This is a genomic window from Pseudomonas sp. FP2335 (assembly GCF_030687535.1).
Classification (GTDB): Bacteria; Pseudomonadota; Gammaproteobacteria; order Pseudomonadales; family Pseudomonadaceae; genus Aquipseudomonas.
In genome coordinates this window covers 1,833,049-1,847,946 of sequence record NZ_CP117437.1, presented here as the reverse complement: position 1 = coordinate 1,847,946, position 14,898 = coordinate 1,833,049, and the positions used below count along the sequence as shown (strand labels likewise).

The window sequence follows — 14,898 nt, the reverse complement described above, 5'->3', positions numbered from 1 at the left end:
GCCTACTTCACATATTCGATACCGGTGATCCACCAGCACACTTCACCGCTTGGGGTCTGCACCAAGGCCTCATCGTCGACTTCCTTGCGAAGCAACGCCCTGGCCATGGGTGAGTCGATGGAGATGTAGTCCATGCGATCATAGATCTCGTCATAACCGACGATACGAAAGCGCTTGGTTTCACCCTGCTCGTTTTCGATGTCGACCCAGGCACCGAAAAACACCTTGCCTTCCTGCTCCGGCATGTACTCCACGACGCGCATGTCTTCCAGGCGCTTGCGCAGGTAGCGCACGCGGCGGTCGATCTCACGCAGCAGTTTCTTGTTGTACTGGTAATCGGCGTTTTCGCTGCGATCCCCCAGCGACGCGGCCCAGGTCACTTTGCGCGTGGTGTCCGGACGTTTTTCCCGCCACAGGTAATCCAGCTCTTTTTTCAGCGCCTCATGACCTTCTTTGGTAATCAGCTTGGTACTCAAACGCTTGCATCCCCAGGCAATATCCGTAGGTGCCGATGCGCCAGGGAATCAAGCCCCGGCGTCGACTGGCTGGCGTCGATGATAAATGAACCCTGGAAAGTAGCCAGACCAGACTATCGATCCAGCACCTGGTCCAGCTCGAGCAGCATACCCCGCAGACTCTGCCGCATGCCCGATGCCTGGGCAATCAACACATTCATCGCTTCAGCCTGCTGGCTGACAGCCACCGACTGCTCGTGCAATTGCGCACTGCGCTGTTCGACCTCCCGGGTCTTTTCCTCCAGTTGATGTTGCTCCTGCTGCAAGCGGCTCTGCCATTGCTCAAGCGCGGCCTCACGCTCGATTACCGCGCGCTTTTGCTGGGTCAACTCCTGCGCGACACGGGCGAGGTTATTCAACGTGCTATCCATCTCGAACAACACATTATTGTCCGCCGCCACCGGCAGTTGGGGCGGCACCGGCACCTCAGGCTCACTCGGCGCAACAGGCTCAGTCGACACATTGGCCTGCGATGTTTGCACAGGCATCGGTTGCGGCTCTTCGCTGTGGCATTCAGGTGCGTCCCCCTGGGCCGGCTCGGCTGGACTCACGACCCTGGGGCCAGAACTCATTTTTGATGAGAAACGAATGGAGGGCACGATCAACGTCGCGCTTTCGATCGCCGGTTGCGCGGGGCTGGACATTCCAAGGGTGATGACTTTCATCACCAGGGCTTTCTTGATGATCAGGGAGTGATGATCCTCCGGTCTTGCAGGAGGTAACTTGCAACCTTTCAAATCCACAAAGTGATAAGGAATCTGTGTATCCGTCAAGTCACCGGGATTCGTCCCGGAGGCCGCCCACGTCAATATTTGCTTGAAGACCTGCATTGCCAACTGCAACTCTTCCGGCGCATCAACAGCGCCCAAGTAATACCGCTCAAGTTTCTTACGCAAAACAGCAATATATACCCTGGAACTACCAGGCTCCGCTTCTTCATCCAAGCTATAAACCAGAAAATTACAACCTATCTGGGGTACAGCAAAACTACAAAGCAGTGCACCGTTGACCGGCGCATCCTCACCGGATCGTGCAAGAACAAGAGTACGTAGAAGCATCATGGTCATCGGACCTCATCACGGCGAATAAACATAAATTACACACCAAAAAAACAACTGCCATCTGAAACGTCACACACGCAACAATTGTTTCAGCACATCTCAAATACAAACGTAGGATTTGGCTTATAAATTCAAGACCGGATTTCAAAGCCCCCTCATTGAACGTAATATTTTTTAACCCGAGCCTGCACATACGTCAGCCAAAGTGCTTGTTGCTACCCCTCCATCGACAAACCGATCCAGCAGGACAGCCTAATGATTGCGATAAGTAATCTGACAAAAAAACTCGGCCCGAAAAGTGTGATCCAGCCACTCTCATTCTCTGCCCAACGCCAGGAATGTATTGGGCTATTCGGGCTCGAAGGTGCGGGCAAAACCACACTCCTGAAGCTGGTGGCCGGTTTGGTCAAACCCTGTGCCGGGCAGGTGAACATTCTCGATTTCAATACGCACACCCATCCGCTTCAAATAGGCCAGGCAGTGGGCTACCAACCTCAATCAAATCCCTGCCACCCAACTATGTCTGTCAGCCGCTTCCTGAATCTCCTGGCGACCCTGCGCAAATTGCGCGGGTCCGAAAAACGTTGGCACATCGAGCAGGCTGCGGCCCGCCTGGAGCTGTCGGCGGTACTCGACTACCCGCTCAACACGCTGCCCAACGACCTGCAACGCAAAGTTGCAATGGCCCAGGCCATCCTGCATGACCCCAGCGTGCTGTTGCTGGATGAACCCATCGAGGGCCTCGCCCCCCATCAGCAGGACAAGGTTCGGGCGCTGATCCAATCATTGGCCGAGGACATGACCGTGATCGTCGCCGCACGCGATGGCGAAGCGCTGTCCAACATCTGCACGCGCGCACTGGTCCTCGGAAAAGGGCGCCTGCTGGCGGACATGCCAATGCCCGAGCTTCAGCGCAGTTCCCGCCACTTCAGGGCCATCACCCTGGCGTCGGACGCGCCCCTGGACCTGCTGGCGCTGGCGGTTCTGCCCGGTGTTGCCGGTATCGAGGAACACCGCCATGCCCCTCGCACCGTCACGGTGCTCGCCATGCCCGGCCACTCCATCTACCCCGCCGTCAGCACACTGATCGCCACACGGCAATGGCCCATAACCTCGCTGACGCTGGAGACCGGCCGCCTGAACGATGTGGTCCACCAACTGAGCCAAGAGGCCTCGCTTTGAACCTGCTGCTGCCTGTTTTCAAACTCCAGCTGACCCGCTATCTGCGCGCACCGGCCACCTACCTGAGCATGGCAATGTTCCTGGCACTGTCCACGGCACTCGGATTGGACACCCTCGGGCTACTGGAACAAAACAGCAGCGATTTGCAAAACTTCTTTGAGTGGCACCCCTGGTTGTATCTGCTACTCATCCCGGCGCTGTCGATCCAGTTATGGACGGACGAACAACAGACCGGTCTCAGCGAACTACTTAAACTATTGCCTGTCAGCTCGGCAGAGCTGGTTATCGGGAAGTTTCTCGCAGCCTGGACTATCGTCGCCCTGACATTGGCGCTGACGTTCCCCCTCGTTGTGATGGTCAACATGCTGGGCACAGTGGATAACAGCGTAATCGCCGCGCAATATCTGGTCAGCGGTTTATTGGCGGCAAGTTATCTGTCCATCGGCTGCTTCATGTGTGCCCTCAGTCACCAACGACTACTGACATCTGTGCTGACACTGAGCCTGTTATTAACGATCAGCGGACTGTCATCAGTGCTTGATGCGCTGGAACATCAAGCGCCCATTTGGATAGTCGAAAGCCTCACCGCCCTGAGTCCACTCATACGTTTTGGGATGATTGATCATGGCGCATTGGCGCTGCACGACATGCTTTATTTCATCAGCCTGACAATTGCCTTGCTTGCTGCAACAACCATTGTTCTCAACTACAAAAAAAGCTGAGGGGGGCTATCGATGGGATCTGCACTGCGTGCCAGCATGACACTTATCGTCATAGCCTTACTGTTCCTGGCCTTCAACCTGGTATGGGCAGTCAAGCTGCCTGACCTGCGCTGGGACCCCTCAGCCTTGAAAACCAACACTCTTTCGCCTGCCGTGCTGCATCTGCTGGCCGCCCAGGAAAGCCCGGTGGACCTTTACTACTTCAACGCACGCCATCACCCGAAAAAGAGCGCTGCCAGCAAGCGCTACGCCGTTTATGTTGAAAAGATGCTCAAAGCGTTCGAAACCGCCGCAAACGGCATGATCAACCTGCACATCATCGACCCTGGCGACCTTTCGGACGATGCCTACAGAGCCGGGTTATACGGCCTCGACGATAGCGAAGGATTCTTCGGCCTCATCGGCACTCGCAATGGCCAGGCCGCGCGACGGATCGAATCCTTCAATCCCGACCGGGCGGCGCTGCTGGAATATGAAATCAGTCACTTGATCAGCCAATTGTCGCAACCGCAGCCCGCCACTATCGGCCTGCTGTCAGGACAGCCGATCAAGACCCCGGCCGCGGCGCTGCTGCGCGAACTGCATCGACATGTGAACCTCGTCGACCTGCCTGCCGAGCTCGACCGTATCCCCAGCCACTTCAAGACCCTGATGCTCGTGCACCCGCGCAGGCTGCCCGAGCAAACCTTGTACGCCATTGACCAATTCGTGCTGGGCGGCGGCAAGCTGATGATGTTCATTGATCCGCTTAGCGCCCTGGATACCGACGCCCCGCCCGCCAGCGCCAAGCTGGACGGGCTGCTGGCGAGCTGGGGCGTGCGCATGCCCGCCGACCTGGTGCTGATCGACAGCCGCTATGCCGCACATGAGCCTCCAGGCAGTGATCCGACCCGGTTGACCCTGCCAAGACAGGCCATGACCAGGAACGACGTCAGCAGTTGGCGCCTGGATTCAGTGACCCTTGCAAGCAGCGGCGCGCTCTTCGCGCTGCACAAAAGCCGAACCCGTTTCACTCCGTTGCTGCAAAGCTCCGAACAGTCGGCACTGCTGGACGCCAACAACCTTGCGGTAAACCGGCGTCCCGGCGAACCGCTGCCGCACCGTGAGCGCCATGTCATCGCAGCGCGCCTCGAGGGGCCTGCGTATTCGGCGTTTCCTGACGGCGTCGGCGAGCAGCCACCCGGGTTGCAGAAGGCCGCGCAGATCCATGTGGTGGTGGTCGCCGACACGGACATGCTCACGCTGAGCCCGACCCGCACACCGCAATTGAGCAATCACCTGTTTGTGCTGAACACTTTGGACAATCTTGCTGCGCCTGAGGCGCTCGCCAACATTCGCCCTCGCGCCATGGCGAACTACGGCTTGCACGTCGTCGAAAACCTGCAGAACACCGCTGCGCGTGCCTATCAGGACCAGGCCGACGAGTTGGAGCGACGCCTGGCCCAGGCGGAACAGGAATGGCAACGCTTGAACCCGCCCATCACAACCCTCGGCACCGAAGCGGTCGATACCAGCACCCAACTACAAGCGCTCAACAAGGAGCGCCTGCGCTTGGCGATGGAACTGCAAACGTTGAAGGTGGACGCATACAAGCCACTGCAGCGTTGGATACTGGGCGTGAAGCTGTTGGTGATTGTGCCGTTGCCGCTGCTGCTATGCCTGAGCGCCTGGGCGCTGTTTCGCTGGCAGCATCGCCGGCGGCCACTGCCCTTGCAGGTTTAACGACGAGCGATCAGCCCCTGCCGGGCAATGCGCGTGAGCTGGCGGATGACCTCTTGCGCGTCAGCGGCGCTGGGGGCCTGGATGACGGCCAGGTCAAAGCTGTTGTTCGCAAACCGCGCGAGGGAATCGCCGTCTTCGACAAACTGGATCAGGAACGCCGAAGGTCGGCCGGTGCGGCGTGGCCAGCCATCGAGATAACGCAGCAACGTCGGCTGGTGCTTGCCGCCCAGCAGGATTTTCGGATTGCGCTGGGTCAGGTCCGCAGTGATCGGGGCCAGGCGTATGAGGGGGTGCAGTGCATTCATCGTGTCGTGTCTCTGCCTCAAAAGTCTGCGGGCAGGTGAGAGGCAACACCGAACCAGCGCTTTAGCGGTATTTCGAAGCCTGCTCCTGAGTCGGAAACAGCACTTCTATCGGGACTGTGTACGCTGGACCGAGCATAAACAACCACCCATGGCGCCCCGCAATTAGCTGTTTAAATCGGCGCATGAGCGGGCATCCTAGAGAAGCCGACAGGGCCATGTCAAGAATTGCGCGCAACGAAAAGGCCCGCACGCGGCGGGCCTGTTCAGGGGGTTGCAGGTCTGTCAGTTGGCGATGGCGCGGTCGGCGGACAGCTTGCCGGCACCTTCAAACAGCACGGCCAGGGAGCCACCCAGCAAGGCCAGTGCAAACTCATAACCGTTGTTGGCCATAAACAAACCGTTGTGGATGTGCACCGAGAAGATTGCAACCACCGACAGAATGGTCAGCCCCAGCGCCGCTGGACGCACCAGCAAACCGATGATCAGCGCCAGGCCGGCAAAGAATTCAGTCCCGCCGGACAACAGTGCCATCAGGGTACCCGGTGCCAGGCCGATGCTTTCCATCCACTGCGCCGTACCCGCCAAGCCATAGCCGCCGAACCAGCCGAAGAGTTTTTGCGAACCGTGAGCGGCGAAGATAATGCCGACAACGATACGCAGGATGGTCAGGCCGTAGCCGGCGCGGGTGCTCAGGAGGTTTTTGATCAGTGGGCTCATGGTAAGAATCCTTTTTGAAGTAGGGGTTGGTTGGCCGCCATATTAATCAGTTTATGGAATGATAAAAGCCGAAAAAATGCCTTATTAATATCGATTAAATCGATCACTTCCGCGAGGCGACTTTCGGCGCAGGCGGCTCCAGGGATTCGCGCTCCCGATCGAACGCCAAGTAATACTTGTTGACGCTATTAACATAGCTGACACCCCCCATCCCCACCTGCTCCATGGCAATCCTCTCAACCTGGAAGAACCACTGGTTGGGGTTCAGCCCCCGCCGCTTGGCCTCGGTGCGCATCCCCTGCACCCGCTCCGGGCCCATGTTGTAAGCCGCCAATACAAACGCCATGCGCTCACGCTCGTTCAGCTTGGGGCTGGCGAAGAACTTGCGGCGGATCATCGCCAGGTAGCGGGCGCCCGCCTGCACGTTGCTATCGAGGCTCTCGATATTGTTGACGCCCACCCGCTGGGCCGCCGACGGGGTGATCTGCATCAGCCCAGTGGGCCCACCGCTATTGCGCGCGCCGGGGTCGAGGGCGGACTCCTTGAAGGCCAGCGCGGCAAGGTTCAGCCAGTCCATGCCCTGCTCGCGGGCGTGCTTCTGCAAGACCGGGCGCAGTTTTTCCAGGCGCTGGCGCTCGACCCGCGCCAGCGGGTTGCGCACTTGATAGAGGCGTCGATAGATGCGCTGGAACGCCACGTCCTGGTCGGATGGGGTGTGATAGGTCTTGAGAAATCGATCAATGCTGGCCCGCAGCATCGACGCGTCCTGGCGCACGAACCAGTATTCGTCGCCCGGCTCGCTGATGGCCACCTGCTTGTCGAAGCGCAACTTGGGCAGGATCTTCGCCCAGCGTTCGGCAATCGGCTTTTCCACAATGGTCAGGTGGAAAATACCCGCCTGTACCATCTCCAGCACGTCTTCCACAGCCAGGGTCGGGTCCACCCATTCCACCTTGATCGGTGGCTGTTTGTGCAAGGCCAGTTTCTGGTTGACCTGGCTGATCGCATCCGCCGCCGCGCTGCCGGTGGTCAAGGCCAGGGTGCGCCCGGACAACTGCTCCAACTTGGTGAACCGCCGCTCGCCCTTCACACCCACCAGCCACAACGGCACACCGCTGGCAATCGGGTCACTGGTGCTGATCTTGTGCGCGGCATTGACGTCGAGCAGCTCGCCGGGGGCGACCAGATCACCTTCGCCACGGGCCAACGCGCCGAGCAGTTGGTCCTTGGCCTTGGGGATGATCTTGAGGTTGATTTCCTGGCCATCACGGGCGTGGCCATTCAGATATTGCTCGAAGGCGCGCAGGCGATGGTATTCGACACCGATGGCCTGGCCCTGGATTTCACCGGAACTGTTGCGGCTCTGGTTGACCAACACCCGCAAGGTGCGGCTGGAGCGAATCTCGGCCAGGTCACGGACCTTGCCGGGCTTGGTCACTTCCAGCGGCCCGTCCAGGCGCGCGACCGCCGCCATGGGCAGCAGTAACGTCAGGCACAACACTAGCAACGCCGAGGGTCGGATCATCCGCTCTCCGGTAAGAATACTGGCCAACGTCCTCGCGAAAAACGAGGCGGTGGGAGTCAGAAACAGAGCACTTGAAGCGCTGAAAAAGCGCGCAACGGTGACACAGGGCGAAGCGTGAGGCCAACCGCGATGTCACTTGCGACGTTCAAAGACAGCGATAACTCGTTGTAGTTCTTCGATTTTCTTATAAATCTACAGCTCTGATATGCTTTCCGGCCGCAGGCGGAGATAGCACCATGCAACTCATTGATATCGGCGTCAACCTGACTAACCCCAGTTTCGACGAGAAGCACCAGGGCGTACTCGAGCGTGCGTACGCCGCTGGCGTGCAACAATTGGTCCTCACCGGCACCAGTGTCGAGGGCAGCGAACAGGCCCTGGAACTCTGCGCAAAGCTTGATGACAGTGGTCAACGCCTGGTCTGTACCGCCGGCATCCACCCTCACAGCGCCAGCGACTGGAACGGCGGCAGCGCCCAACGTTTGCGCAGTTTGCTCGGCGAGAGCCGGGTGCGCGCGGTGGGCGAATGCGGGCTGGATTTCAACCGCGATTTCTCACCGCGCCCGCAGCAGGAAAGAGTCCTCGAAGAACACCTGGCCCTGGCCGTCGAGCTGAAGCTGCCGGTGTTCCTCCATGAGCGTGACGCCAATCAGCGCCTGCTGGAGATCCTCAAGGACTACCGCGACCACCTCACTGCCGCCGTGGTGCATTGCTTCACCGGCGAACAGCAGGCGTTGTTCAGCTACCTGGACCTCGACCTGCACATCGGCATCACCGGGTGGATTTGCGACGAGCGCCGTGGGACGCATCTGCACCCGCTGGTCAGGGAAATTCCCCGAGGCCGCCTGATGCTGGAGAGCGATGCGCCGTACCTGCTGCCGCGCACCCTGCGCCCCAAGCCGAAAAACGGCCGCAACGAACCGGCCTACCTGCCCGAAGTACTGCGCGAAGTCGCCCTGCACCGCCACGAGACGCCGGACGACCTGGCCCAGCACAGCACCGCCTGTGCCCGCGCGTTTTTTCGGTTGCCTGCGGTGGAGTGATGCGGCCCATTGACCCATGTCAAAAGGGTATTGTTGAATAGCGGCACAATAATGGCACCTTGCCAATGCTGTTTCCGCTATCAGAGAAAACCTTCCATGGGTGCCTGGCTTAGCAACATCTCGCTGAAGTACAAATTCTGGGCCGTCAACGCGGTCGCCTTCATCACCACCTTGTTGCTGGTGCTGTACGCCGTACAGCTCGAACAACAGGCACGCAGCGACGCGTCCCAGGCCTCCGCGCAGGCGCAGGCGCGCTTGCTCAGCGCGTGGCCGGCTGACAAACCGCTGCCCAAGGGCGAGCACCTGCTGACATTTGCCCGAGGCCAAGTCCCACAACTGGCGGAGCAGGATCTGTCAGCCCTGGCCAGCGCCACCGGCTGGATCGAACTCAATCACATGCCCTGGCTCGGCGTTAACCCGCTGTTGGGCGCCGATGTGGTCGCGCGCGCCGACGGTCAATACGTCGCCGTGCTGGCCTACGCGCCCAGCCTGAGCCAGGTCTTCGAAGACCGTTTTACCAACTACGCCGTGGCCGTCGCGATCCTGATGCTGGCGATGCTCGGCGCTTCGCAGTTGCTGATCCGTTTCTTGCTCAGCCAGCTCAACACCCTCAAGGACGTGATGCTGCACGTGGAGAAAACCGGCGACCTGTCGGCCCGCGTGCCGTTGGCGTGCAAGGATGAAGTCGGCCAGATGGCCAGCGCCTTCAACGCCATGCAGGCCGGTTACCAACGGGTGGTCAACACCGTGGCGCGTACTGCCCAGCAACTGGATGACGGCGCCGCGCGCCTGGCCAGCAGCATGAACGACGTGCAGCACGGCATGCTCGGCCAGCAAAGCGAAACCGACCAGGCCGCCACCGCCATCAACGAGATGACCGCCACCGTCTACCACATCGCCCAGCACGCCGGCGCCACGCGGGATTTGTCCCAGACCGCCGACACCCTCGCCGGCAGCGGCCATGAAGTGGTGAGCCGCGTGCAACGCTCGATTGCCGGGCTGTCCACCGGCGTGCAACAGACCGCCGAAATGATCCAGAAACTCGCCGAGGACAGCCAGAAAATCAACGGCGTCGTCAGCGTGATCCACAGCATCGCCGAACAGACCAACCTGCTCGCCCTCAACGCCGCGATCGAAGCCGCCCGCGCCGGGGAAATGGGCCGTGGTTTTGCGGTGGTCGCCGACGAAGTGCGCAACCTGGCCAAACGTGTACAAAGCTCCACCGACGAAATCACCCGAATGGTCTCCGCGCTGCAAGCCGGCACCCGCGATGCGGTGGACTTCATGCAGGAAAGCTCCTTCAAGGCCGACGACTGCGTGCAACAAGCCCTTGAAGCGGGCGCGGCACTGGCCGAAATCACCAGCGCCGTGGCGCAGATGCGTGAAAGCAACACTCAGATCGCCGTCGCCGCAGAGCAGCAAAGCCATGTCGCCGAGGAAATGAACCGCGCGGTGGTGAGCATTCGTGACGTCACCGAAAACACCGTGAAACAAACCGTGGATTCGGCAACCACCAGCAACCAACTGGCGACTCTGGCCGGTGAATTGAGCAAAGCCATCGGGCAATTGAAGCTGTAAGCCATCCAAGGTTGGCTATAGCCCCTATAGCCAGCCTTGATTCGCCGCTGCGCCCGTCCCTGCCTAAACTCTGTTCAAGTTGTTTCAACGGACAGAGGATTTTTCAGCATGGGCAAACGTCATCCCAATCTCCCCGCCTGGCAATGGCGCAATTACCCACAGAACCATCAGCACCCGACCAACCTGGCGTTGCACCTGATTGCCGTGCCGCTATTCATCGTCGGGTTCCTGCTGATTGTGTCCGGCGTGTTCAGCCTGAGCCTGGCGAGTTTTGCCATTGGCGTGGTCGGTATCCTCGCCGGCCTGGCCTTGCAGCGTCACGGGCATAGCCTGGAAGCCCAGGCCAGTGAACCCTTCAGTGATCGCAAAGACGCCGTGCAGCGGTTGGTGGTCGAGCAATTCGTGACCTTCCCGCGTTTTGTCTTCAGCGGTGGCTGGTGGCGCGCCTGGCGGCAGCGCCATCGGCACTGAGGATCAGGCGAACACCACCACGGTCTGGCGGCTGATGGCGATCAGCGCACCGCTCGGGCTCCACAGCGCGGCGGCGGCATGGCCATAGCCGTCACGGGCGTGTTCGACGCTGACGTAGTACTGGCACCAGTCGAGGGTGGTCAAATCCTGCAACGGCTGGATGAACTCGATGGTCCAGGTCAGTGTGCTGCCCGGCGCCGGCTTTTTCAGGTGCGGCAGCAACGCCGGGGGCCAGGCGTCGACCAGGGCGAGGATGTGCGCTTCGGTCAGCGGTTCCTCTTTTACATCCCCACGCAGTCGGACCCAGCCGCCCATGTCGCGGGATTTGTTACCGGTAAACGGCAGACCGCCGACGCTCCAACGCATCGCCAAATGGCGCATGAACTCCGGCGTGACGCCCTTGATGTAAGGCAGTTCCTGGCACTCATCCCAGTGCTTGAACACCGGCGGCGCTTCGCTCTCCACCGTGATTTCCGACGCGCGGGAGCCACCGAAACTGGCCTGTACCAGGGTCGCCACTTCACCGTTCTGCACCACACGGCCGAGCAACTGGCTGACGGCCTTGCCTTCGCGCAACACTTCGACTTGATAGCTGGCCGGCACATCCGGCGCTACCGGCCCGACGAAGGTGACCGCCAGCGAGCGCAACGGCCGATCCGCCGGCACCTGGGCGCGCAACGCTTCGTACTGCAAGGCGGCGACCAGGCCACCAAACGTGGCACGGCCTTGCGCCCATTCGGCGGGGATGGTGACGTCCTGCGGGTGGCTACGGGCGGCGTCGAGCAAATCACTGAAACGCATGGCGACCTCACATCAAAAGAAACAGATGGGCGATCTTAACCAGCGGGCCCGCCAGGCACAGCGCCTATTCCGGCCAAAAGCCGGACCGGTTCAGAAACAATCCGCGCTGAGCTTATCCAGCACGCGATCCGCCTGCCCTTGCGCCTTGGCCATGGTGCGTTGCCACACCGCCACGCAAGGCTGCAAATCCGCCTGCTGCTGGGCCTGGGCCAGCCACTGCCAGCAGTCGTGCCAATCGCCCAGGGCGGCTTGGGCTCCCTTGAGGCGAGGCAGGGCTTTGGCGGGGAGTTTGTCCAATTCGGGATACGCTTCGGCGGCGTAACGCACACGCTTGATCAACAAGCGCAGGCGATGGCGATCGTGCTCGGGGTCTTTCAACGCGGCGCCAAGTGCCTGCCATTGCTTGGCCAGGCGCTTCTCGATACGCGTGCGCAGGCCCTTGAGCAGTTTTTGATGTTCAGAGGCGCGGATGAAGCGCGGAAAGGCATCGAGGATCAGCAGCAAGTGCGACAGCTCCGGGCCTTGTGCCACCTGCCGATACGCCTCGGGTTGCAAGCGCAGGCGTCGATCGGCGGCCAGGTGATGACCGTGCTGGTGCAAATACGCCGCCAGCACCTCGCGGTCACGCAACGGCGTGGTCAACTGGCCGACCGCACTGGCGGCCGCCTCCAGCTGTTCCACCCCCGGCAGCCCGCGCAAGGGGCGCAACAGGCTGCGCAGGCGGCGCACGGTGGTGCGCAGATCATGCAGGGCTTCATCGTCGGTGACGGCGGCAAGACGAGCCTGGCAGCTCAGCAACCCAACTTCCAGGCCAATGACCTGAGCGACTAACTGATCGACCAACGCTGACATCCTGCCCTCACTCCCCGATGAAAAATCCTATTAGCGCCCGGATCAACGCCCGGCGCGCGACTCACGAATATAGAAACGCGCTTTTTCGGCCTTGTTGGCGCAGCCTTCAAACGCTTCGAACTGTTGCTGAGTCTTGGCGCCGGTCAACAGCGACAGAGCCTTGGAGTAACTGACCGTACCGGCGAAACCTTCGGCCTTGGCCAGGTCCAGCTCATGCCAGGCGGCATCCAATTGCGTGCCGCAGCTGTCGCGGTACGCGGTTTTCCCGGCACAACCGGCCAGGGCCAACACGATCACAGGCACACACATCCAGGCTTTCATCGATGACACCTCAAAATAAAGAAAAACAGTCGTACGTTGTAGACGTTGCCTACTTGGAAAAGTGCCTTGTCCCTAGCCTGAAATCGATCCTACCTATTGCCAGAGCATACCCGAGCCTTATCACTCCCGCAGCGAAGATTGAAGCCGCCCCCTCAATAGGTGCATTGTGGGCACCTGCCTTCTGTAGGACATGGACCATGAAGAAACGTGTTGCCTTGGTGCTGGGCTCCGGCGGGGCCCGGGGCTACGCCCATATCGGAGTGATCGAGGAGATCGAACGGCGCGGCTACGACATTGCCTGTGTCGCTGGTTGCTCCATGGGCGCCGTAGTGGGCGGCATCTACGCCGCCGGCAAACTGGATGACTACCGCAGTTGGATCGAAAGCCTCGATTACCTCGACGTGTTGCGCCTGGTGGACGTGAGTTTTCGCCTGGGGGCGATCCGAGGCGAGAAGGTCTTCGGCCAGATCCGCAAGATCGTCGGCGAGTTGAACATCGAAGAGTTGCGCATCCCCTACACCGCCGTCGCCACCGACCTCACCAACCAACAGGAAATCTGGTTCCAGGAAGGTTGTCTGCACCAGGCCATGCGCGCCTCGGCGGCGATCCCCAGCCTGTTTACACCCGTGATGCAGGGCAACCGCATGCTGGTGGACGGCGGCCTGCTCAACCCGCTGCCGATCGTGCCGGTGGTGTCGAGCCATTGCGACTTGATCATTGCGGTCAACCTCAACGCCACCAACCAGAAGCACTACCAATTGCCGGTGATCCAGCGCCCACCAGCGTTCAAGAGCCGTTTCAACAGCCTGGCGAAATCCCTCGGTTCGCACCTGCCCTTCCGCCGCAAACAGGCCGAACAGTTGATGAAGCTGGAGCAAGAGGCATTGCAGGCCGAAGCCGCAGACATCAACCCCTGGCTGGACTCGGCGGAACCCGAAGCCCAACAACCCGCCGCCGCCCCGGAAACCGCCGGAGCACCGAAGTCGGCGACCGGTTCGTTCATCATCGACAACGTCGGCCCGGCGTCGTTGCTGGACTTGATCAACCAGAGTTTCGAGGTGATGCAGACCTCGTTGGCGCAATACAAGATCGCCGGGTATCCGCCGGATGTGTTGATCAACGTGCCGAAGCGGGTGTGCCGGTTTTTCGAGTTTTACAAGGCGCCGGAGTTGATCGCGTTGGGGCGGGAGATTGCGCGGGATACGTTGGATCGATATGAGAGCGAGCAGGGCTGAGGTTTCTGGTGTTGCTGATGGCGCCATCGCAGGCAAGCCAGCTCCCACACTCCAATGGTGAACGCTTTCAAAATGTGGGAGCGGGCTTGCCCGCGATGAGGCCGGCCCAGCCACCAAACATCTAGGCGCCCAACAACCGATACCCCACCCCCGCCTCCGTCACGATAAACCGCGGCTGCGTCGGGTCATCCGCCAACTTCTGGCGCAGATGCCCGACCACAATCCGCAGGTAGTGACTGTCTTCGGTATGGGTCGGCCCCCAGATGTCCTTGAGCAATTGCTGCTGGGTAATCACCCGCCCCGGATGACGCGCCAGTTGTGCCAGTACCGCGTATTCCTTGCGGGTCAAGGCCACCTCGGCACCGTCCAGCAGTACACGGCGATAGGCCAGGTCGACGGTCAACGGGCCGAAACTCAACGACGCTTCCTGAGCCTCGCCCGTCGGCACCTGGCGCAACAGCGCACGCACGCGGGCAAGAAACTCCTGGATGCCAAACGGTTTGGTCACGTAGTCATTCGCGCCACCGTCGAGGGCCTCGACTTTCTGCCCTTCGCTGGCCCGCACCGAAAGCACCAGCACCGGCACCATCGACCATTCGCGAAACTCACGCAGCACCTGCTGGCCGTCCATGTCCGGCAGGCCGAGGTCGAGCACCAGCAAGTCCGGCTTGTTCAGCGCGGCCTGGGCCAGGCCTTCATTGCCGGTGCCGGCCTCAATCACTTTGTAGCCCTGGGAGGCCAGGCTGATGCGCAGGAATTTGCGGATCTGCGGTTCGTCATCAATGACCAAAATCGTCGCGGTCTGGCTCATGGTGTCCAATCAGAATCGGCGGAGAAAACAGGGTAGC

General features: G+C 60.6%; 16 protein-coding genes. 7 read left to right on the top strand and 9 right to left on the bottom strand.

The window, feature by feature from the left end:
• Positions 1-2: 2 nt before the first annotated feature.
• Both greB and PSH81_RS08210 read right to left on the bottom strand, forming a co-directional pair.
• The gene (gene greB / locus PSH81_RS08215) at positions 3-476 is read right to left on the bottom strand and encodes a transcription elongation factor GreB (protein WP_192298729.1); all 474 of its coding nucleotides are present in this window, start codon (positions 474-476) and stop codon (positions 3-5) included.
• 113 nt (positions 477-589) lie between these two features.
• A complete protein-coding gene (locus PSH81_RS08210) occupies positions 590-1,576 on the bottom strand; it encodes a hypothetical protein (RefSeq protein ID WP_226455444.1) in 987 nt (328 codons plus the stop codon).
• 255 nt (positions 1,577-1,831) lie between these two features.
• Between PSH81_RS08210 and PSH81_RS08205 the strand changes: the two genes are divergently transcribed.
• The 3 genes from PSH81_RS08205 to PSH81_RS08195 are packed head-to-tail and all read left to right on the top strand — an operon-like array spanning position 1,832 to position 5,202.
• On the top strand, positions 1,832-2,758 hold the full coding sequence (locus PSH81_RS08205) for an ABC transporter ATP-binding protein (protein ID WP_192298728.1): 927 nt from the start codon (positions 1,832-1,834) through the stop codon (positions 2,756-2,758).
• The gene (locus tag PSH81_RS08200) at positions 2,755-3,480 is read left to right on the top strand and encodes an ABC transporter permease (RefSeq protein WP_305392306.1); all 726 of its coding nucleotides are present in this window, start codon (positions 2,755-2,757) and stop codon (positions 3,478-3,480) included. The genes PSH81_RS08205 and PSH81_RS08200 overlap by 4 nt, the downstream gene beginning before the upstream one ends.
• Positions 3,481-3,492: 12 nt before the next feature.
• Positions 3,493-5,202 (top strand): Gldg family protein, encoded by a 1,710-nt coding sequence (locus tag PSH81_RS08195; protein WP_305392305.1) that lies wholly within the window; start codon positions 3,493-3,495, stop codon positions 5,200-5,202.
• Here PSH81_RS08195 and PSH81_RS08190 read toward each other — a convergent pair.
• The 3 genes from PSH81_RS08190 to PSH81_RS08180 all read right to left on the bottom strand — a co-directional run bounded on the left by PSH81_RS08190 (position 5,199) and on the right by PSH81_RS08180 (position 7,749).
• Entirely contained in the window at positions 5,199-5,507 is a 309-nt protein-coding gene (locus PSH81_RS08190; protein ID WP_226455389.1) for a class I SAM-dependent methyltransferase, read from the bottom strand. The two genes, PSH81_RS08195 and PSH81_RS08190, sit on opposite strands and share 4 nt — an antisense overlap.
• A gap of 282 nt (positions 5,508-5,789) precedes the next feature.
• Complete coding sequence (locus PSH81_RS08185; protein WP_192298724.1) at positions 5,790-6,224, bottom strand: DoxX family protein; 435 nt, start codon at positions 6,222-6,224, stop codon at positions 5,790-5,792.
• 103 nt (positions 6,225-6,327) lie between these two features.
• The gene (locus PSH81_RS08180) at positions 6,328-7,749 is read right to left on the bottom strand and encodes a transglycosylase SLT domain-containing protein (protein ID WP_305392304.1); all 1,422 of its coding nucleotides are present in this window, start codon (positions 7,747-7,749) and stop codon (positions 6,328-6,330) included.
• A gap of 236 nt (positions 7,750-7,985) precedes the next feature.
• On the opposite strand from PSH81_RS08180, the gene PSH81_RS08175 reads away from it, so the two are divergent.
• From PSH81_RS08175 to PSH81_RS08165, 3 genes are all read left to right on the top strand, one after another.
• Entirely contained in the window at positions 7,986-8,792 is an 807-nt protein-coding gene (locus tag PSH81_RS08175) for a TatD family hydrolase (protein WP_305392303.1), read from the top strand.
• Positions 8,793-8,888: 96 nt separating this feature from the next.
• Complete coding sequence (locus PSH81_RS08170; protein ID WP_226455386.1) at positions 8,889-10,370, top strand: methyl-accepting chemotaxis protein; 1,482 nt, start codon at positions 8,889-8,891, stop codon at positions 10,368-10,370.
• 108 nt (positions 10,371-10,478) lie between these two features.
• Positions 10,479-10,841 carry an Mpo1-like protein gene (locus tag PSH81_RS08165; protein ID WP_305392302.1) on the top strand — a complete coding sequence of 121 codons (363 nt, stop codon included), beginning with the start codon at positions 10,479-10,481 and terminating at the stop codon, positions 10,839-10,841.
• Positions 10,842-10,844: 3 nt separating this feature from the next.
• On the opposite strand, the gene PSH81_RS08160 is transcribed toward PSH81_RS08165, so the two are convergent.
• The 3 genes from PSH81_RS08160 to PSH81_RS08150 form a co-directional block, all read right to left on the bottom strand.
• Positions 10,845-11,642, bottom strand: a complete 798-nt coding sequence (locus tag PSH81_RS08160; protein WP_305392301.1) for an acyl-CoA thioesterase II — start codon at positions 11,640-11,642, stop codon at positions 10,845-10,847.
• A gap of 90 nt (positions 11,643-11,732) precedes the next feature.
• Entirely contained in the window at positions 11,733-12,494 is a 762-nt protein-coding gene (locus PSH81_RS08155) for a CHAD domain-containing protein (RefSeq protein ID WP_305392300.1), read from the bottom strand.
• Positions 12,495-12,536: 42 nt separating this feature from the next.
• On the bottom strand, positions 12,537-12,815 hold the full coding sequence (locus tag PSH81_RS08150) for a hypothetical protein (protein WP_017734442.1): 279 nt from the start codon (positions 12,813-12,815) through the stop codon (positions 12,537-12,539).
• Between the two features lie 197 nt (positions 12,816-13,012).
• Here PSH81_RS08150 and PSH81_RS08145 point away from each other — a divergent pair, with 197 nt between their 5' ends.
• Entirely contained in the window at positions 13,013-14,050 is a 1,038-nt protein-coding gene (locus tag PSH81_RS08145) for a patatin-like phospholipase family protein (protein WP_305392299.1), read from the top strand.
• Between the two features lie 121 nt (positions 14,051-14,171).
• Here PSH81_RS08145 and PSH81_RS08140 read toward each other — a convergent pair whose 3' ends face one another.
• Positions 14,172-14,861, bottom strand: a complete 690-nt coding sequence (locus PSH81_RS08140; protein WP_226455382.1) for a response regulator — start codon at positions 14,859-14,861, stop codon at positions 14,172-14,174.
• Positions 14,862-14,898: the final 37 nt, after the last annotated feature.

What these genes read in the sequence shown, in the direction of transcription:
- PSH81_RS08210 (WP_226455444.1), bottom strand. Translation starts at nt 1,576, where the DNA reads ATGATGCTTCTACGTACTCTTGTTCTTGCACGATCCGGTGAGGATGCG.
- PSH81_RS08205 (WP_192298728.1), top strand. Translation starts at nt 1,832, where the DNA reads ATGATTGCGATAAGTAATCTGACAAAAAAACTCGGCCCGAAAAGTGTG.
- PSH81_RS08195 (WP_305392305.1), top strand. Translation starts at nt 3,493, where the DNA reads ATGGGATCTGCACTGCGTGCCAGCATGACACTTATCGTCATAGCCTTA.
- PSH81_RS08190 (WP_226455389.1), bottom strand. Translation starts at nt 5,507, where the DNA reads ATGAATGCACTGCACCCCCTCATACGCCTGGCCCCGATCACTGCGGAC.
- PSH81_RS08185 (WP_192298724.1), bottom strand. Translation starts at nt 6,224, where the DNA reads ATGAGCCCACTGATCAAAAACCTCCTGAGCACCCGCGCCGGCTACGGC.
- PSH81_RS08180 (WP_305392304.1), bottom strand. Translation starts at nt 7,749, where the DNA reads ATGATCCGACCCTCGGCGTTGCTAGTGTTGTGCCTGACGTTACTGCTG.
- PSH81_RS08175 (WP_305392303.1), top strand. Translation starts at nt 7,986, where the DNA reads ATGCAACTCATTGATATCGGCGTCAACCTGACTAACCCCAGTTTCGAC.
- PSH81_RS08170 (WP_226455386.1), top strand. Translation starts at nt 8,889, where the DNA reads ATGGGTGCCTGGCTTAGCAACATCTCGCTGAAGTACAAATTCTGGGCC.
- PSH81_RS08165 (WP_305392302.1), top strand. Translation starts at nt 10,479, where the DNA reads ATGGGCAAACGTCATCCCAATCTCCCCGCCTGGCAATGGCGCAATTAC.
- PSH81_RS08160 (WP_305392301.1), bottom strand. Translation starts at nt 11,642, where the DNA reads ATGCGTTTCAGTGATTTGCTCGACGCCGCCCGTAGCCACCCGCAGGAC.
- PSH81_RS08155 (WP_305392300.1), bottom strand. Translation starts at nt 12,494, where the DNA reads ATGTCAGCGTTGGTCGATCAGTTAGTCGCTCAGGTCATTGGCCTGGAA.
- PSH81_RS08150 (WP_017734442.1), bottom strand. Translation starts at nt 12,815, where the DNA reads ATGAAAGCCTGGATGTGTGTGCCTGTGATCGTGTTGGCCCTGGCCGGT.
- PSH81_RS08145 (WP_305392299.1), top strand. Translation starts at nt 13,013, where the DNA reads ATGAAGAAACGTGTTGCCTTGGTGCTGGGCTCCGGCGGGGCCCGGGGC.
- PSH81_RS08140 (WP_226455382.1), bottom strand. Translation starts at nt 14,861, where the DNA reads ATGAGCCAGACCGCGACGATTTTGGTCATTGATGACGAACCGCAGATC.